The sequence below is a fragment of the Sphingobium sp. D43FB genome (genome assembly GCF_002312805.1).
Lineage (GTDB): Bacteria > Pseudomonadota > Alphaproteobacteria > Sphingomonadales > Sphingomonadaceae > Sphingobium.
In genome coordinates this window covers 1-15638 of sequence record NZ_NMUA01000026.1, presented here as the reverse complement: position 1 = coordinate 15638, position 15638 = coordinate 1, and the positions used below count along the sequence as shown (strand labels likewise).

The 15638-nt window shown below is 63.1% G+C and carries 21 protein-coding genes; 8 read left to right on the top strand and 13 right to left on the bottom strand.

Features of this window, described 5'->3' with window-relative positions:
- Position 1: 1 nt before the first annotated feature.
- Together SxD43FB_RS18230 and SxD43FB_RS18225 are read left to right on the top strand one after the other, a co-directional pair.
- Positions 2-994 (top strand): HupE/UreJ family protein, encoded by a 993-nt coding sequence (locus tag SxD43FB_RS18230; protein ID WP_096063403.1) that lies wholly within the window; start codon positions 2-4, stop codon positions 992-994.
- A complete protein-coding gene (locus SxD43FB_RS18225; protein ID WP_096063402.1) occupies positions 991-2559 on the top strand; it encodes a sulfotransferase in 1569 nt (522 codons plus the stop codon). Before SxD43FB_RS18230 ends, SxD43FB_RS18225 begins: the two co-directional genes overlap by 4 nt.
- Here SxD43FB_RS18225 and SxD43FB_RS18220 read toward each other — a convergent pair.
- The 4 genes from SxD43FB_RS18220 to SxD43FB_RS18205 are packed head-to-tail and all read right to left on the bottom strand — an operon-like array spanning position 2556 to position 6709.
- Complete coding sequence (locus SxD43FB_RS18220) at positions 2556-3317, bottom strand: TIGR02186 family protein (protein WP_096063401.1); 762 nt, start codon at positions 3315-3317, stop codon at positions 2556-2558. The two genes, SxD43FB_RS18225 and SxD43FB_RS18220, sit on opposite strands and share 4 nt — an antisense overlap.
- Positions 3317-4231, bottom strand: a complete 915-nt coding sequence (locus tag SxD43FB_RS18215; RefSeq protein WP_096063400.1) for a sulfite exporter TauE/SafE family protein — start codon at positions 4229-4231, stop codon at positions 3317-3319. The genes SxD43FB_RS18220 and SxD43FB_RS18215 overlap by 1 nt, the downstream gene beginning before the upstream one ends.
- A 58-nt stretch (positions 4232-4289) precedes the next feature.
- On the bottom strand, positions 4290-5324 hold the full coding sequence (locus tag SxD43FB_RS18210; RefSeq protein ID WP_255245802.1) for a hypothetical protein: 1035 nt from the start codon (positions 5322-5324) through the stop codon (positions 4290-4292).
- Positions 5321-6709, bottom strand: coding sequence for a glycosyl transferase family protein (locus SxD43FB_RS18205; protein WP_096063399.1), 1389 nt, complete (start codon positions 6707-6709; stop codon positions 5321-5323). Before SxD43FB_RS18205 ends, SxD43FB_RS18210 begins: the two co-directional genes overlap by 4 nt.
- 310 nt (positions 6710-7019) lie before the next feature.
- On the opposite strand from SxD43FB_RS18205, the gene SxD43FB_RS18200 reads away from it, so the two are divergent.
- Positions 7020-7199 (top strand): hypothetical protein, encoded by a 180-nt coding sequence (locus SxD43FB_RS18200; RefSeq protein ID WP_096063398.1) that lies wholly within the window; start codon positions 7020-7022, stop codon positions 7197-7199.
- A 3-nt stretch (positions 7200-7202) separates the two neighbouring features.
- Here SxD43FB_RS18200 and SxD43FB_RS18195 read toward each other — a convergent pair whose 3' ends face one another.
- Complete coding sequence (locus SxD43FB_RS18195; RefSeq protein WP_096063397.1) at positions 7203-7601, bottom strand: low affinity iron permease family protein; 399 nt, start codon at positions 7599-7601, stop codon at positions 7203-7205.
- A 68-nt stretch (positions 7602-7669) separates the two neighbouring features.
- On the opposite strand from SxD43FB_RS18195, the gene SxD43FB_RS18190 reads away from it, so the two are divergent.
- The 4 genes from SxD43FB_RS18190 to SxD43FB_RS18175 all read left to right on the top strand — a co-directional run bounded on the left by SxD43FB_RS18190 (position 7670) and on the right by SxD43FB_RS18175 (position 11107).
- Positions 7670-7990, top strand: a complete 321-nt coding sequence (locus SxD43FB_RS18190) for a hypothetical protein (protein WP_096063396.1) — start codon at positions 7670-7672, stop codon at positions 7988-7990.
- A gap of 145 nt (positions 7991-8135) precedes the next feature.
- Positions 8136-9335, top strand: coding sequence for an ADP-forming succinate--CoA ligase subunit beta (gene sucC / locus SxD43FB_RS18185; protein WP_096063395.1), 1200 nt, complete (start codon positions 8136-8138; stop codon positions 9333-9335).
- Between the two features lie 96 nt (positions 9336-9431).
- Positions 9432-10181, top strand: coding sequence for an electron transfer flavoprotein subunit beta/FixA family protein (locus tag SxD43FB_RS18180; protein WP_069064938.1), 750 nt, complete (start codon positions 9432-9434; stop codon positions 10179-10181).
- Positions 10178-11107, top strand: coding sequence for an FAD-binding protein (locus SxD43FB_RS18175; RefSeq protein WP_096063394.1), 930 nt, complete (start codon positions 10178-10180; stop codon positions 11105-11107). Before SxD43FB_RS18180 ends, SxD43FB_RS18175 begins: the two co-directional genes overlap by 4 nt.
- Before the next feature lie 72 nt (positions 11108-11179).
- Here SxD43FB_RS18175 and SxD43FB_RS18170 read toward each other — a convergent pair whose 3' ends face one another.
- The 8 genes from SxD43FB_RS18170 to SxD43FB_RS18135 all read right to left on the bottom strand — a co-directional run bounded on the left by SxD43FB_RS18170 (position 11180) and on the right by SxD43FB_RS18135 (position 14865).
- Entirely contained in the window at positions 11180-11539 is a 360-nt protein-coding gene (locus SxD43FB_RS18170; RefSeq protein WP_069064936.1) for a glycine zipper 2TM domain-containing protein, read from the bottom strand.
- A gap of 135 nt (positions 11540-11674) precedes the next feature.
- Complete coding sequence (locus SxD43FB_RS18165; protein WP_037479446.1) at positions 11675-11884, bottom strand: hypothetical protein; 210 nt, start codon at positions 11882-11884, stop codon at positions 11675-11677.
- Positions 11885-11959: 75 nt separating this feature from the next.
- A complete protein-coding gene (locus tag SxD43FB_RS18160; RefSeq protein ID WP_069064935.1) occupies positions 11960-12154 on the bottom strand; it encodes a hypothetical protein in 195 nt (64 codons plus the stop codon).
- Between the two features lie 87 nt (positions 12155-12241).
- Positions 12242-12457: a cold-shock protein gene (locus SxD43FB_RS18155; protein ID WP_037479442.1), complete on the bottom strand. Its 216-nt coding sequence runs from the start codon at positions 12455-12457 to the stop codon at positions 12242-12244.
- A 233-nt stretch (positions 12458-12690) separates the two neighbouring features.
- Positions 12691-13719, bottom strand: coding sequence for a hypothetical protein (locus SxD43FB_RS18150; protein ID WP_096063437.1), 1029 nt, complete (start codon positions 13717-13719; stop codon positions 12691-12693).
- 231 nt (positions 13720-13950) lie between these two features.
- The gene (locus SxD43FB_RS18145) at positions 13951-14145 is read right to left on the bottom strand and encodes a hypothetical protein (protein WP_255245801.1); all 195 of its coding nucleotides are present in this window, start codon (positions 14143-14145) and stop codon (positions 13951-13953) included.
- A complete protein-coding gene (locus SxD43FB_RS18140) occupies positions 14120-14668 on the bottom strand; it encodes a hypothetical protein (protein WP_343228852.1) in 549 nt (182 codons plus the stop codon). The genes SxD43FB_RS18145 and SxD43FB_RS18140 overlap by 26 nt, the downstream gene beginning before the upstream one ends.
- Complete coding sequence (locus tag SxD43FB_RS18135) at positions 14665-14865, bottom strand: addiction module antitoxin (RefSeq protein ID WP_096063393.1); 201 nt, start codon at positions 14863-14865, stop codon at positions 14665-14667. The genes SxD43FB_RS18140 and SxD43FB_RS18135 overlap by 4 nt, the downstream gene beginning before the upstream one ends.
- 46 nt (positions 14866-14911) lie before the next feature.
- Here SxD43FB_RS18135 and SxD43FB_RS18130 point away from each other — a divergent pair, with 46 nt between their 5' ends.
- Positions 14912-15142 carry a DUF433 domain-containing protein gene (locus SxD43FB_RS18130; protein WP_096063392.1) on the top strand — a complete coding sequence of 77 codons (231 nt, stop codon included), beginning with the start codon at positions 14912-14914 and terminating at the stop codon, positions 15140-15142.
- Positions 15143-15638 lie beyond the last annotated feature (496 nt).

Sequence of the window (15638 nt, the reverse complement as noted above, 5' to 3'; positions counted from 1 at the left end):
AATGCTGCGTTGGCTCCTGCTGCTGCTGGCGTTCGTCGCCGTGCCCGCGCAGGCCGATGTGTTCCGCGTCGGCGACTATGCGATCCAGCCGGGCATGGAGCCGGGCAGCTTTGACCTTAGCGCGTCCATCCCGTCCGTTCTGGCCAGCAACGATCCCCTGGGCCTGCCCGAAGGCTGTCGCGAGACGGCGCGTGAGCGGATGAACGAGGCGACCGTTACCCGCTATGCGATCAGCATCGATTGCGACCGGGCGGTCACGGCCGAGGATGCGATCATTACGCCGTGGGCCGTCGATGGCGGCACGTTCCTGTCGACCGCCACCGGAACGCGGGTGCAGCAGGCGTTGCAGCCAACGGGCGATGCGCTGTCATTGCCGATTGGTGCGGTGGCGGCACGGCAGCGAGCGCTGCCGGAAATCGCGGTCGAATATACCTGGCAGGGGATCGTCCACATATTGGGCGGGTGGGACCATCTGGGCTTTGTCCTGTGCCTCTGCCTGTTGGCGCGCGGACGTTATTTGTTGGCGCTGGTGACGACCTTCACCATCGGTCATTCGCTCAGCCTGGCGCTGGCCTTCTTCGACATCGTCAAAGTGCCGGTGCCGCCGGTGGAAGCGGTGATTGCGCTGTCGATCGCCTTCATGGCGCGCGAGGCGATCCGGGCACGGGCGGATGACATGGCCGATCCGCACCGCCGCCGTCGTCAGCTTGCCGTGGTCGCGGGCTTCGGGCTGCTCCATGGCCTGGGCTTTGCCACCGTGCTGCGTGAACTGGGTGTTGCGCCGGATGAACGGCTGTCGGGCCTGCTTTTCTTCAATGGCGGGGTCGAACTGGGGCAGTTGATCTTCGTTGGCTGCGTGCTGGGCGTCATGAAACTGGCGTCGATCTTCGACCGGGATCAATGGGTGCGGCAGGCGGCGCTGTATGGCGCGGGGATCGTTGGCTGTTTTTGGATGATCGAGCGGGTGGCGGGCTTCACCCTGGGGACGGCATGACGCTGGAAGCGCAGGCCCGCGCGGCGCTGGCGCGGGGCGACCTGGCGCAGGCGGCGCAGGCGGCGCAGCAATTGGCGATGACGCGGCCGAACGATCCGGCGGGCTTTTTCCTGCTGGGGCTGGCCGCGGCGGAGGCGGGGCAGGTGGCCAAGGCGCTGCCGATGCTGGAATATGCGGTGGCGCGCGGGCCGGAGGCGGAGCATCTGGCCCAATATGCGCGGTTGCTGATCCTGCTGCGGCGCGATGGCGAAGCGGGACAGGCGGCGCGGCAGGCTTGGGCGATGGGGCAGGGCGATGCGCGCACGTTCGACACGATCGGTTGCGTGCTGGCGCGGCTGGGCGATCATGCGGCATCGCTGGCGCCCTTCGAGGCGGCGGTGGCGGGCGAGCCGGACAATCTGGATTATCGCTATAATTTGGCCGCGGCCTGCGGTTTCACTGGTCGGGTCGAGGCGGCGGCCAGCCATTATGAGGTCATCCTAGCCGCTGACCCCGGCAATGCGCGCGCGCATTATGGGCTGAGCCTGTTGTCGCGCCAGACCGAAGCGGCCAATCCTGTGCCCCGGCTGGAAGCGGCGCTGGCGCGGGCGGATCGGCCGGAAGATGCGTTGCGCATCCGCTATGCACTGGCCAAAAGCCACGAGGATATGGGCCATGCCACCGAAGCCTTCGCGCACCTGTCGGCGGCTAACGCCGCGCATAAGCGGGCGATCGGCTATGATTTTGCGCAGGATGCCGCGATCTTCGATGCGATCGAGCAGTTGTTTGCCGATGGTTCGCCGTCCGCTTGGGGAACTGGACTGGAGAGCGAGGACGCACCGATCTTCGTGACCGGTATGCCCCGCACCGGCACCACATTGGTTGATCGTATCCTCTCTTCGCATCCGCTGGTCGGATCGGCGGGCGAGTTGCAGGCGATGCCGCTGGCGGTCAAGCAGATGGCAGGCACGCGGTCGCGGCTAGTGATCGACCCGGAGACGATTGCGGCGAGCGCGGCGGCCGATCCGCTGGCGATCGGGCAGGCCTATATGGCGCGGGCGAACCATCATCGGCCGGAGGGCAAGGCGCGCTTCATCGACAAATTGCCCGCGAATTTCCTCTATATCGGCCATATTCTCCACGCCCTGCCGCAAGCGAAGATCGTCTGTCTGCGTCGGCATCCGATGGATACGATCTGGAGCAATTATAAAAATCTGTTCGCCAGCCAGTCGACCTATTATGCCTATAGCTATGACCTGATGGACATTGCGCACTATTATGCGCGCTTCGACCGGTTGATGGCATTGTGGGACAGGCTGTTTCCCGGCCGGGTGCTGCAACTCTCCTATGAAGCGCTGGTGGCGGATCAGGAGGGGCAGACGCGTCGCCTGCTCGATCATGCCGGGCTGGAATGGGATGCGGCTTGCCTGTCGTTCCACGAAAATGAGGCGGCGGTCGCCACCCCCAGCGCGGCGCAGGTGCGCCAGCCGCTCAATGCCGATGCGGTTGCGCGGTGGAAGCGGCATGAAACCGCGCTGGCTCCCGCGCGGGACTGGCTGGCGGCGCAGGGAATATCAGTCAATTAGAGGCGGCGGGCGATCGCGCCTGCGGCCCAGCCCATGCCGACCGCAAGGGCGATCGCAACCAGGCCGTAGAGGAACGACCAGTTTTCCGCCGCGCTGGCCATGAACTGTTCGAATCCCGACTTGCGCACCGTAATGTCGCGCACGGCCGCCGCGACGACCCGGCCATCCTGCACCAGGAAGGTTTCAGCGGTGTAATCGCCGACGATCACCCGCGCGGACAGCGGCAGGCGGGCGCGATACAGCACGCCGTCGCTGATTTCGACTGCGCCGGGACGTTCGACGAACAGACCGGCACGGTCGCGCAAATCGACCAATCCTGCCTGGAACCGGTCCATCTCGGCACTGTCGTTTAGCGATGAGGGCGAAAGTTGCAGCTTGTCGACACCCAGTTCGTAGATGGCCGCCGTGCGTTCATCTACGATCTGGTCGATCGGGCGGGAGGAGGCCATGGCGTAGAAAGTGGGGGCGGATTCGAAGCGGGCGCTATCGGCATTGACCCACATGCCCGCGATCTGCTGCTTTTCGCGCATCAGGATGGACTGGTCCGGTCCTTTGAGAACGACCACGATGTCGGCGGGCTTTTCCGGCCGGACGCCGCCGGGATAGACGATCGCGCCGAACAGCAGCAGGTTCGCGCCGGTGAAGCTATATTGGATGATGACTTCGCGCTGGGAGACGTCGGGCACTAGCTGCGGTTCGTCGGCAGCGGCCAGCATCATTGCGGCGGGCAGCAGCAGGGCTAAGGCGCGGCTGCGCATCAGCGCACCTCAATCGTGAAAATCTCGTCCGGCCGCCACACCAGCCCCAGCGTCATGCGGGCCGCGACCAGCAGCACGATCGCGGCGAGCAAGACACGCAGATATTCCGGCCGCATCGTCATCGACAACCGGGTGCCGACCTGCGCGCCGGTCACGCTGCCGATCAGGAGCAACATAGCCAGCACCAGATCGACGGCCTTGGTGGTCATGGCGTGCATCATCGTGGTGGCCATGGTGACGAACAAAATCTGGAACAGCGACGTGCCGACCACGGACTGGGTGGTCATGCCGAGTAGATAGAGCATCGCAGGCACCAGGATGAAGCCGCCACCGACGCCCAGCAACATGGTCAATATGCCGGTCGCCATGCCCAGCAACAGCGGCGCAAGCGGCGAAATGTAGAGGCCTGAACCATAGAAGCGCCAGCGCATCGGCAGTGCCGCGACCAACGGATGATGCCGCCGTTTGCGCGCCGGGGCACGCTTGCCGGTCTTGAGCGCGACCAGCGCCTGGATCGATTCCTTGGCCATCAACAGGCCGATGCCGCCCAGCATCAGGACGTAAAGGAGCCCGATCACCGTATCGATCTGCCCCAGATATTGCAGCAGGCGAAAGATCAGCACGCCGAGGCCCGCACCGACCACGCCGCCCGCGATCAAGACGCCACCCATGCGGAAATCCACGGTGCCGCGCGCAATATGGGTGACTACGCCAGAGACCGAAGCACCGGTCACCTGCGAGGCGGCGGACGCGGCGGCGACGGTTGGGGGGATGCCGTAGAAAATCAGCAGCGGCGTCGTCAGAAAGCCGCCGCCCACGCCGAACATGCCCGACAGCAGGCCTACGACCCCGCCGAGGCCAATGATGACCAATGCGTTGACCGAAAGATTGGCGATGGGCAGATAAAGATCCATGGCCCCCCACGGGTAGAACTAAAGGACGGAGATATAAAGCCGTTGTGGCGCTCCGCCGTCAAAAATCCGCGCCAAGCGTGAGGGCAAGGCCCGACGCGGGGGCGGCGCGCCCGGCTATCCGTTCCCGCCACTCGATCGATAGCCGCGCGGCGACGGGTTGAAGCGGAAGACGGACCTGTATCTCCGGGCCGATGTCGAGCCGCTCTACGCCCGGCTGCGCGCCCCCCGATATAGCCGCGCCGACCCGCATGGCCGTGTTTTGGACAGGAGTGAGCAACGATAATTTGCCATCGATGAAAGCGTCGCGCTGACGAAAGCCGACGATGCCGGTCTGGGCATAGGCTTGGGCCTCCATGCCCAGGGCGACCGGCGTTGGACCAAAGCCGCCGACGGCCATCACCGCCATGGCGTCGCGCGCGCCTGCGCCAAGGGCGATGCGTCGTTCGATTGCGACGTTGACGGGGAGGGGGGTGAAGGGTTGGAGGGAGATGCCGATGGCAGCCTCCGGGGCGGCGGGACTGTCCAAGGCGCTGCTGGCGCGAGCATAGGCCGTGGCACGGTGGCGAGCGGCAGGGTTCAGGACATAATCCAGCCGCGCGCCGACCTGCGAGCCGCCCAGACGCCCTGTCCTCGCAAGGTCGGTTTGCGACATGCCGCCACCGCGCCAAAGCATCCAACTGCTGCCATGCCAGCGATCTGCCCGGTTTGGAGGGCCGGGTGCGGGGATCGGTAGAGGAGAGGGAAAGGCGTAGGGGGCTTCAGTAGGACCATCCGAGATGGCGGCTGGAGCCGGTGCGCTGCTGTGGGGTGTCGGATCAAGCGCTACATCGACCATATTCCTTGCTATTCGCGCGCCGCTAACCCTGAGAGCGGCTGGTTTGATGGCGACGGCGCGGGGTATAACGGCCTTTCTTGTCGGCGGCTTCGCGCTGAATTGTTGGGGCACGATCGCCGCTGTCGCAGGACGGCCGCGAACCAGTGGTAAGGGGTTGAGCGGTGACGGCCCGGACTGTGCGGCGATGCGTATGGCGACCCAGGCGATCATCAGCAGCGCCAGGAAGCGCAGAGGTTGACCGCTTTTGTCGTTGGTCACGGATCGGCCGAGAGATTGGGGAAATGATGTTGCGTCTTGTCCCAGGATAGCGGTTTGCCCAAAAGCGATCGGGCATAGAGCGAGATGGCGCGCTGGGTCGCCATGATGGCGATGAGGTTGGCGAGAAAGGTGCGCGGGATCGCGGCCAGTCCATAGCGCCAGCCATAGGCATGGCCGACGAACATAGCGCGCATCAGGGCCCGCCATATCATCAGGGCGAAGTTGAGCCGGAGCAGCGCATCAACGGCGGGCGAGGGGGGGCGATGATAGTCTGGCTGGAACTGGTCCACGATCCACAATAGCGGCCATAGCAAGAAGGCGGTATAGGCCGCACATAGTATGAGGGCGGCGATCGCCGCCCGCCGATCCCGCACCCGCATCCATAATTCCGCGGTACCGCCGCGCCAGCCCATGCGGTCCCACCCCGCCAGCGAAATGCCGACGATCCAGCGCGCCTTCTGCTTGATCGCTGCCTCCATCGTGTCAGGGAAATATTCGCGGGTCGCGACCAGATTGCCGTGCGCATCGCGAATACGCACGAACACGCCATGGCCGCCGCCGTCGCGTATGCGCAATCCCGCTTCATAATCTTCCGTCAGGGACGAAGGGTCGAATGGCCCATGCGCAGGATTGTCGGCCAAAGCAGCCAGCGCATCGCGTTCGAAGGCGCAGGCGACCCCGGCCGATGGGACTGACGCGCCGAGCGCTTCGCGCACGGTCAGATATTTGCCGTGGCTCTCGGCAAATTCATCGCAATAATGGTTGGCGATGGCGCGGGAGAACCAGGAGCCCTCGCCTGGCAAGGGCAGGACGGGTAACTGGACCAGCTGAAACCGATCGATCATGAAATCGAACAGGCGAATTTCGTCGGGGTGGACGACATCTTCCGCGTCATGAAGAACGACCGCCTTGTAGCGGCGTCCTAGCCGCGCTTCATCGGCCAGCATCGCGCGCCAGAGGACGTTGAGGCAGTCCGCCTTCGTACTGGGGCCGGGCAGCGGATTGATGCCGACCACCACGCGCGGGTCGCCCTCGGCCACAGCGGCGATGGCGTCGATCGTATCGGGATCATTGGGATAGGTGCCGACGAAGATACGATAGTCGGCGTTGCCCCAGCAACCGAGCGCATGGGCCAGCATCGGACCGATCACCTCGACTTCCTTCCAGGCCGGGATGAAGACGGCGATCCTGCCCGGATTTGCCGAAGCGGGAAGCGTTGCCGTCGTCATGCGAGGATAGCGGGCGTAGATGACAAGATCGCGCCAAAGCCGACGCGACAGGAACAGAAGGTCGATGAGCAAGTCGTCAATCCCGCCTATGGCGAGGCCGACGACGGCGAATAGCAGGATTTCATGATGCAGGGTCGCAAGGAAAGCGACCGCCATGTCCCCCAATTTTCCGCCCTTCCCCTGCAAGCGTGATGCAGAATGCCATTGGCGCAGGGGGATGCCAACCCTTTTTACTGTGCGTATCCGGGATGTTATCCCTTACCATCATGGCTGTCTTGCAATCGCGCCTGTTTGGCCGATGGTTGAATGGGCCAGGTCGCCTGTCAATTGCGTCGAATGGCGTGTCGATACTCTACCGCTTACTTCGCGATCATCGCCGATCGTGATATAAGCTGAGTCGCTGCTTCTGCCTATTCCTTGCCAGCGCAGCCAATCGACCAGTCTCATGCGAAGAGAGGACGGCGACATGACTAGGGAGACGGATATCAATTATTTGCTGCATCGGCAGCAGATGTCCCTGATCCGGGCGCAAAGCTGCCCGTCGCATCAGGCGCGTATCGCTTATGAAAATCTGGCGCGCGGTTATATCGACCAGGTGGACGCCTATCGACGGCGTAATGAAAGCATGACCGGCCGGGCGCACTGAGGCTTATCGTCGTTTGAGCAGCCGCTCGATCACGAGATGATAGTCTTCATCGTCGCGGCAGTCCTGTTCCAGAACGGCCTTGATACGGTGAAGTTCGGTTTCGGTCAGATGTTCGATGCCGATGAAATCGTTGCGCGCGTTGTCGATGGCGCGGATCAGTTCGTCTAGCTTCGCCTGTATGGCTGAACCATCGCGATTTTGCGCATTCTGGATCAGGAATACCATCAGGAAGGTGATGATGGTGGTTCCGGTATTGATGACCAGCTGCCACGTATCGGAATAGCCGAAAAGCGGGCCGGTCGTCAGCCAAATCAGGATGGTGGTGCTGGCCAGGATGAAGGCCAACGGCTGGCCGGTCCATCCGGCGACGCGATGGGAAAGCCGGGTGAATATCCTGTCCATCTGCTTATGCTCCCCTATGGCGCGCGATGACCATTGCGCCTGTCAACGCCTGTTGCCATCAGCGGCGGATGACCGCCATCCTCTTTCGCCCCTTGACCGTCGCGCTGTGCCTTCTGCTGCCCGCCTGCGCCAGCCTTTCGCCCGAATCACGGCTGCGCGCCGGATTGGTCGAAGCCGGTTTGGCGCCCAAGCTGGCGGGGTGCATGGCGGAAGAGATGGCTGACAGGCTCAGCCTCACACAGTTGCGCCGCCTGCAATCGCTGGCATCGGTCCGCAAGTCGCACATCGGGACGCTTGGCGTCGATCAATGGCTGCATAAGGTGCGCGCGCTCGGCGATGCGGAGATATTTTTGGTGACCAGCAAGGCGGCGGTGCGCTGCACTTTTTAGCACCAATTTCGCAATAATTCGGCCAGGGGCTTCGCAAAGGTTTTGCAATTTTGCAAAGTCGTCTTGCGAAATCACTCTGGCCATCAAAACAGGCCTGTGCTTTATCCGTCGTATCACGGTTCGACGGAAAAGGACGGCAAGCCCCATGAATATTCATGAATATCAAGCCAAGGAATTGCTCGCGAAATATGGCGCGCCGATCGCGGCTGGCTACCCCGCTTTCTCGGTCGAAGAAGCCGTCGAAGCTGCCAAGAAGCTGCCCGGACCGCTCTATGTCGTGAAGTCGCAAATCCATGCCGGTGGCCGCGGTAAGGGCAAGTTCAAGGAACTGGCTCCCGAAGCCAAGGGCGGCGTGCGTCTTGCCTTCAACCTGGACGAGGTCAAGGCCCACTCGACCGACATGCTGGGCAATACGCTGGTGACGATCCAGACCGGTGATGCCGGCAAGCAGGTCAACCGTCTCTACATCACCGACGGCGCCGACATCGACAAGGAATTCTACCTTGCCTTGCTGGTCGATCGCGGCAGCAGCGAAGTCGCGTTCGTCGTATCGACCGAAGGCGGCATGGACATCGAAGAGGTCGCCCACTCGACGCCTGAAAAGATTCACAGCTTCTCGGTTGATCCCGCCACCGGCTTCATGCCGCATCATGGTCGTTCGATCGCCGCTGCGCTGGGTCTGACCGGTGACCTCGCCAAGCAGGCATCCAAGGTCGCCTCGTCGCTTTATGCCGCGTTCCTGGATACCGACGCCGAGCAGATCGAAGTCAATCCGCTGGCGCTGACCAAGCAGGGCAATTTGCTGGTGCTGGACGCCAAGGTCGGTTTCGATGGTAACGCCATGTTCCGTCACAAGGACATCGCGGAATTGCGCGACCTGACCGAGGAAGATGCGGCGGAAGTTGAAGCGTCCAAATATGACCTCGCCTACATCAAGCTGGACGGCAATATCGGCTGCATGGTCAACGGCGCTGGCCTCGCCATGGCGACGATGGACATCATCAAGCTGAATGGCGAATTCCCGGCCAACTTCCTGGACGTTGGCGGCGGCGCCACGACCGAGAAGGTGACGGCGGCGTTCAAGATCATCCTGCAGGATCCGGCCGTGAAGGGCATCCTGGTCAACATCTTCGGCGGCATCATGAAGTGCGACATCATCGCCGATGGTATCGTTGCAGCGGCCAAGGAAGTGAACCTGTCGGTTCCGCTGGTGGTTCGCCTGGAAGGCACCAATGTCCAGCAGGGCAAGGATATTCTCGCGGCTTCGGGCCTGGCGATCGTCCCCGCGGACGACCTGGGCGATGCGGCACGCAAGATCGTGGCGGAAGTGAGGAAGGCAGCCTGAGGCCGCTTTCAACCTGAACTGACACCATTTGGGTGCGGGTAGTCCGGTGACGGGCTGCCCGCGCCCGTGTTGGCGTTTATAATGGAGGATGTTGAAATGAAGATCCTTGTGCCCGTGAAGCGGGTGATTGATTATAATGTGAAGCCGCGCGTGAAGGCGGACGGCACGGGCGTCGATCTGGCGAACGTCAAGATGAGCATGAACCCGTTTGACGAGATCGCGGTCGAAGAAGCCATCCGCCTGAAGGAAAAGGGCGTGGCGACCGAAGTGATCGCCGTGTCCATCGGCGTCGCCAAGGCGCAGGAAACGCTGCGGACATCGCTCGCCATGGGTGCCGACCGCGCGATCCTGATCCAGACCGATGAAGAGGTCGAGCCGCTGGCCGTCGCGAAGCTGCTCGCCAAGGTACAGGAAGAGGAAGGCGCTGGCCTTATCATCCTGGGCAAGCAGGCGATCGACGATGACAGCAACCAGACCGGCCAGATGCTGGCGGCGCTGCTGAACCTGCCCCAAGGCACGTTCGCGTCGAAGGTCGAGGTCGAAGGCGACAGCGTGTCGGTGACGCGTGAAGTCGATGGCGGGCTGGAGACGGTGAAGCTGTCGACCCCGGCGATTATCACCACCGACCTGCGCCTGAACGAGCCGCGCTATGCGTCGCTGCCCAACATCATGAAGGCCAAGTCCAAGCCGCTCGCGCAGAAGACGCCAGCCGATTATGGCGTGGATATCGGCGCACGGTTGGAGACGCTGAAGGTGGTCGAACCGCCCAAGCGCACCGCCGGCGTCAAGGTCGCCGACGTCGATGAACTGGTTGCCAAGCTCAAGGCCATGGGAGTTGCCGCATGAAGACGCTTGTATGGGTTGAACATGAGGGCGGCGCGGTCAAGGACGCGACGCTTTCCGCCATCACCGCCGCTGCCAAGCTCGGCGAAGTGCATCTGCTGGTCGCTGGCGAAGGCGTCGATGGCGTTGCCGCCGCCGCTGCGCAGATTGCGGGCGTGGGCAAGGTGCATGTCGCCGACGATGCCGCCTATGGCCATGCGCTTGCCGAAAATATCGCGCCGTTGGTCGTTGAACTGATGGGGCATCATGATGCCTTCATCGCGCCTGCCACCAGCAACGGCAAGAATATCGCGCCCCGCGTCGCGGCTCTGCTCGACGTGATGCAGATCAGCGATATCCTGTCGGTCGAGAGCGAAGACACGTTCACGCGGCCAATCTATGCGGGCAATGCGATTGCTACGGTCAAGAGCAAGGATGCCAAGAAGGTCATCACCGTTCGCGGTACGGCTTTCGAAAAGGCGGCTCGTGAGGGCGGTTCGGGGACGGTGGAAGCGGTGACGTCGACCGGGGACAAGGGGCTGTCGTCCTTTGTCGGGGCGGAGATCGCCAAGCTGGAGCGGCCGGAACTGACCAGCGCCAAGATCATCGTGTCGGGTGGCCGGGCGCTCAAGGACGGGCCTACCTTCGAGGAAGTCATCTATCCGCTGGCCGACAAGCTCGGCGCTGCGGTCGGGGCGAGCCGGGCGGCTGTCGATGCGGGCTATGTGCCCAACGACTATCAGGTCGGGCAGACCGGCAAGATCGTCGCGCCGGAAGTCTATGTTGCAGTCGGTATTTCCGGGGCGATCCAGCATTTGGCGGGGATGAAGGACAGCAAGACCATCATCGCCATCAACAAGGATGAGGATGCGCCGATCTTCCAGGTGGCGGACATCGGTCTGGTGGGCGATCTGTTCAAGATCGTGCCGGAGCTGACCAGCAAGCTGTAAGAACTGGGCAAGACACAGGAAAGGGCGCGGACCATGTGGTTCGCGCCCTTTTTTTGTTCGTCGTCGGCGGGGTTATTCGCAGTTGACGTCGTTCTTGTCGATGGCTCGACCGGCCAGAGCGCCAGCGCCGCCGCCCAGGATGGTGCCGAGCGTCTTGGAGCCGCCGGGAGCGATGACGTTGCCGAGGACGCCGCCAGCCAGGGCACCGACGATGGTGCCGGTGGTGCCGTCGTCGCGCTTGCAATAATAGCGGCCGTCGCGGTCGCGGTAGATTTGGTCATTGTCGCGCAGTGGGCGGCGCTGACCGCGGGGCGGGCCGCGACGGTCGCTGGGACGGTCGTAGCCGTAGCCGCCGCCGCCGTAATTGTCGGTGGCGCAGGCTGCGAGGGGCAGCATGCTGAGGATCGCAGCGGCGAGGATGGGTTTGCGCATGGGGTGGCTCCTTCTTTGGGATGGCCGGGCAGACGGGGATGCCGCCCGTCCGAGCCGCTAGAGGGAGCGGCGGCTCAGGACGGACGGCGACCGGCGGCGAACGGGGGGTGAGCGGCCGCCGGTATCTGAAAAAAATCAGTTGAAGTTGGTCGCCGATGCCACCGAAGGGCTGGTCATGGCAGGGGTCGTCGGGCGCAGCGTGGTGTCGCTCTTGTCGGCCAGTTCCGCCTTGGCTTCGCCATAGCGGGCGACGATGTCGTCCTTGAACTGGGTCAGCTTGCCGTCGTCATACAGCTTCTTGCCGACATAACCTGCGATGGCGCCGAAAATCAGGGTGCGGATCATGATATACTCCTTGGGGATGGGGTTCGCCAGTCATAACCGGCGGCGGCCCCAGGAGTTCCGCAACGATGTGGATTGTCAGGCGGCGTCGAGCGCTTCCGGAGCGGTCTTGTCGCGGCGGGCGCGGCCCGCGTCGGTCAGATCCTGGCGGCCGGCCATGGCGAGCCATGCGGCTTCAGCGCGCAGGCAGCGGTCGCGGACATTGTTGAGGGTGGCGGCGTCGGCGTCAGTGCGCGCCTTGGCAGCGAGGGTGCGGTAATCAGGGGCGGCCATGTCGGGTCTCCTCTTGGGGAAAGGGAAAGTGGGGCGGGCGCGGCGCTCTTTTGCAAAGCGCCGCGCCCGATCCGAAGGCCGTCTATATTACTCGGCGTGCGAGATATTCACCGCAGCCATCTTGCCGCGCTTGTCCTGCTCCAGGTCATAGGACACGCGGTCCTTTTCACGCAGGGTAGCCAGGCCAGCACGCTCAACGGCGCTGATGTGAACGAACGCGTCCGCGCCGCCATTGTCGGGGGCGATGAAGCCATAGCCCTTGTCGGCGTTGAAGAACTTGACGACGCCAGTGATGCTGCTCATAAATTATTCCTTCTTTGCTGTCGGCGAACCCCGTGTGGACGCGCCGTGTTGCTAAGGGGCAGGGAAAGAAGGAAGTAAGGTGCCGCAAAGCGCCAAAAACCGTCGATTTGCGACTGTAGCCTCCCCTATGTAGGGCAAGGCGCAGCAAATAGCAAATGGCGTGCGCGCGGCCGACCCGATGCCCCTTTCTTGCGATCGCAAATACTGCCCGTTCAGCCCCAAACGCCGCGCGTTCAGCCAGAAGCGGCGGTCTGGGCGGTGCCGAAATAGGCGTCGCGGGCGCGGGCGGCGGCTTCCTCATAGGGGCGGCGATCGGCGGCGATGCGGGCGTTGACGGCGTCTTCCTCGTCCGGCGTCAGGTCACGCTCATAGGCGTCGATCTCATAGATGCTGTCGCTTTCCTCGCCAACGAAGCCGGGCGGAGGGGGATAATCGGTGCGCCATTGTTCCAGAAATTCATCCCACCAGATGCCGCGCAGATGGGTGACGGCCTCTTCGGGCGGCAGGGTGGTGAGGTCCAGCTCCGGTTCGCGGGGCGGATCGGGCGGAAGTTCACACCGTTCCTGGAAGGCGGAAAAGGGCGGATAAGCGGACTTGGCGGTGCCGGTCATCAGCGTCATGCGCGCGGCGACGAAGAGCGCGGCGGAGGCACCGGGCGACAGGGCGGTGGCGGCGGTTTCGACCGCTTCGGGCGTGGCGGGGCTGGTACCGTCGAGAAGGCGGGCGTCGTCCATGTCGCGCGCCATCGTTTCGGCACCGGGGCGGGGCAGGCCGAGCCGGTCGGCCTCCGCCTGCGCTTCGTCGGCCGGGCAGAGCATGTCGAGATAGGCGGCGAAATCCTGCGCGACGACGCGGGCGAGCGCGGCTTCGCTGCCCGGTGTCGGGCAGTCGGCCATGCGATCGAGCCGGGCGAGCATCGACATGGCGAGGCGATTGTCGTGGCGGTGGCGGGTGACTTCGAAATTATCCTCTTGCCTGCGGATGGTTTCGGTCTGGCCGACAATGGCGCGGGCCATCAGATCATCGGCGAGGCGCGCGCGGGCGATGAGGATGGCCGCGTCCCAGCCCAGGCGAAAGGCCGCGCCGTCCTGACGAATGCGCAGATTATAGGCCGAGCGGGCGGTGATGCGGACCGCTTCGCAGGCGAGGCGGATGACGCCGGTGGCGGCGAGGGTTTCAAGAAAGCGGCGTTGGCGCGCGGGGGACCAGCCATCGGCGCGGGTTTCGGGCGACGGGGTAAGGGTGGGGAAGTGGTACGACATGAGTGCGCGCGCCTCCAGCTGTGGGGTTTGCGGCAAGGGTAGGCAGAAAGGGGGGATGTAGGAAAGAACAAAATGGGAACAGTCCTGCCATTCCGCCCATACGGGCCTGCAAAGCGCGATTTCCTGTGCTTCGGTGCTCACGGACATTAAGTCCGCTGCGCTCCAATGCTCGCAAATCACGCCTTTCGTCTCCGTCTGGACGAAATGGCAGGCCTGTTCCGGCGGCGCGTTTTACCAGTTGCCGCCAATGTCCTTGATAGCTTTGAGCAATGCCTTCTTGCTTTCGGTGCGGCGGGTGCCGCTGTTGCGCGGCATGTCGGCATCGGTAATGCCAAGTTCTGCGCGACGGCGTGCGACATCACGCCCGAACGCATCGAGCGAAATGGCCGGTCGGCTAGACTTATAGGTCCGAAACGCCAAAGTCATTCCCCGTTTCTTCGCGAATGCGCCTTTCCATATAATGGAGGTCGAGGTCTTTAGAAAGGGCGAACAAGGTGCGGGCCTGCTCCAGCATTTCCGGGGCGGAGCCGGACGCATATTGGCCCATGCGATCGGCAATCAGGTCTTCCGGGGCGATGGTCAGGAACTGGTCGCCATTGGCTGCGTCGAACAGGCGGACGCGGTCGAGATCGGCCAAGCCATCGAGCAGGATCGAGCCGACGAATTCGAAGCCGAGTTGCAGGTCGGGATGAATCCATCCCCTCGTCATCATGCCGGGACCGCTTGGGCGAATGAAGCCATGGGCCTGCAAGGCAGCCTCAAAGGCGTCTTGCCGGCTGACTATGTCGAAGTCGCCCGTGGCAATCGCACCGCTGGAATAGAGTTCGGCCGCCGCCCCGCCGACCAATATGGGCGGACGAATGCCTTGCGCATCCATATGCTGGCTGACAGCGGCGAAGATTCCCAGCGCGGCGGTGAAGGCGGGGCGATAGGGAGTCATGCCGATCATGTGCGGTTCTTATGCCGGTCGAGTATGGCCTGCATCCGTGCCATTACGATGTCGTGCGGAATGCCGGGAGCCGGATTGGCGAGAGCCGCTTCTACCTGTGCGCGGAGCCAAGCGTCATATTCGGCGGGGTCTTCCGGCGACCTGAGGTGGGGTGGCGGGTCGAAGTCGGCTTCAGTGAAGGCGTCGTCGTCGGGCATTGGACGATTGTAGCAGTTTGCGCATGTATCTGATAGTTTCCTCGTCATGACTCTCGCAGGCTTTCCTCGTATCGCTATAGATCCTGCCGTGTGCGGCGGGCGGCCGATTATTGCCGGAACGCGAGTGCGGGTGAGCGATATATTGGACATGCTGGCGGGTGGGGCGGATGTCGCCGAGATCGTCGAGGATTTCCCGTATTTGAGCGTGGATGATGTGCGGGCGGCGCTGGGCTATGCAGCGGCCATGACCAGCCATAGCGTCGTGCTTGCCGAATGAAATTCTTGGTCGATGCGCACTTGTCGTATCTTCCACTCATCATCCTAAAGTTCTAGCCTGGATAATATACTCGAATGGTGTAGCGCTCCTTCGCTTCCGACGTAAGCCGAAAGCTGTTTCAACAGAAAACACCGGAGCGAACGCCGCCAGAGCTTGCCAAGCAGTAGACACCAGCGGCAAACCCATGGCCATACCATGCAAAGCTGCGCCAGTGCCTGCTAAAATTGACGGATTCGTAGCGAGTTCATTCCATTGAAACTTCACTTCAACGCTAGCGAGTCTTTTTAGAAAATTTGCTTCTCTTGAAACGGAGGCGTGCTCTGCAAGTGCTTGATGAAATTTCTCAAACGCTACTGTTTCAGCAAGGCCTGCGCGGCGACTGACAGGATGCGAGCGTAGCGACAATCAAGATGAGAATCGGTTGTTGGGGTGTCGGTGAAGGGCGGAGGGCGTAGCCCGAAGCCCGTAGCCGAGACCCCAACAACCGATGGCCCTT

Coding starts and splice junctions, on each gene's coding strand:
- SxD43FB_RS18230 (WP_096063403.1), top strand. CDS start 2: ATGCTGCGTTGGCTCCTGCTGCTGCTGGCGTTCGTCGCCGTGCCCGCG.
- SxD43FB_RS18225 (WP_096063402.1), top strand. CDS start 991: ATGACGCTGGAAGCGCAGGCCCGCGCGGCGCTGGCGCGGGGCGACCTG.
- SxD43FB_RS18220 (WP_096063401.1), bottom strand. CDS start 3,317: ATGCGCAGCCGCGCCTTAGCCCTGCTGCTGCCCGCCGCAATGATGCTG.
- SxD43FB_RS18215 (WP_096063400.1), bottom strand. CDS start 4,231: ATGGATCTTTATCTGCCCATCGCCAATCTTTCGGTCAACGCATTGGTC.
- SxD43FB_RS18205 (WP_096063399.1), bottom strand. CDS start 6,709: ATGGCGGTCGCTTTCCTTGCGACCCTGCATCATGAAATCCTGCTATTC.
- SxD43FB_RS18200 (WP_096063398.1), top strand. CDS start 7,020: ATGACTAGGGAGACGGATATCAATTATTTGCTGCATCGGCAGCAGATG.
- SxD43FB_RS18195 (WP_096063397.1), bottom strand. CDS start 7,601: ATGGACAGGATATTCACCCGGCTTTCCCATCGCGTCGCCGGATGGACC.
- SxD43FB_RS18190 (WP_096063396.1), top strand. CDS start 7,670: ATGACCGCCATCCTCTTTCGCCCCTTGACCGTCGCGCTGTGCCTTCTG.
- sucC (WP_096063395.1), top strand. CDS start 8,136: ATGAATATTCATGAATATCAAGCCAAGGAATTGCTCGCGAAATATGGC.
- SxD43FB_RS18180 (WP_069064938.1), top strand. CDS start 9,432: ATGAAGATCCTTGTGCCCGTGAAGCGGGTGATTGATTATAATGTGAAG.
- SxD43FB_RS18175 (WP_096063394.1), top strand. CDS start 10,178: ATGAAGACGCTTGTATGGGTTGAACATGAGGGCGGCGCGGTCAAGGAC.
- SxD43FB_RS18170 (WP_069064936.1), bottom strand. CDS start 11,539: ATGCGCAAACCCATCCTCGCCGCTGCGATCCTCAGCATGCTGCCCCTC.
- SxD43FB_RS18165 (WP_037479446.1), bottom strand. CDS start 11,884: ATGATCCGCACCCTGATTTTCGGCGCCATCGCAGGTTATGTCGGCAAG.
- SxD43FB_RS18160 (WP_069064935.1), bottom strand. CDS start 12,154: ATGGCCGCCCCTGATTACCGCACCCTCGCTGCCAAGGCGCGCACTGAC.
- SxD43FB_RS18155 (WP_037479442.1), bottom strand. CDS start 12,457: ATGAGCAGCATCACTGGCGTCGTCAAGTTCTTCAACGCCGACAAGGGC.
- SxD43FB_RS18150 (WP_096063437.1), bottom strand. CDS start 13,719: ATGTCGTACCACTTCCCCACCCTTACCCCGTCGCCCGAAACCCGCGCC.
- SxD43FB_RS18145 (WP_255245801.1), bottom strand. CDS start 14,145: ATGACTTTGGCGTTTCGGACCTATAAGTCTAGCCGACCGGCCATTTCG.
- SxD43FB_RS18140 (WP_343228852.1), bottom strand. CDS start 14,668: ATGATCGGCATGACTCCCTATCGCCCCGCCTTCACCGCCGCGCTGGGA.
- SxD43FB_RS18135 (WP_096063393.1), bottom strand. CDS start 14,865: ATGCCCGACGACGACGCCTTCACTGAAGCCGACTTCGACCCGCCACCC.
- SxD43FB_RS18130 (WP_096063392.1), top strand. CDS start 14,912: ATGACTCTCGCAGGCTTTCCTCGTATCGCTATAGATCCTGCCGTGTGC.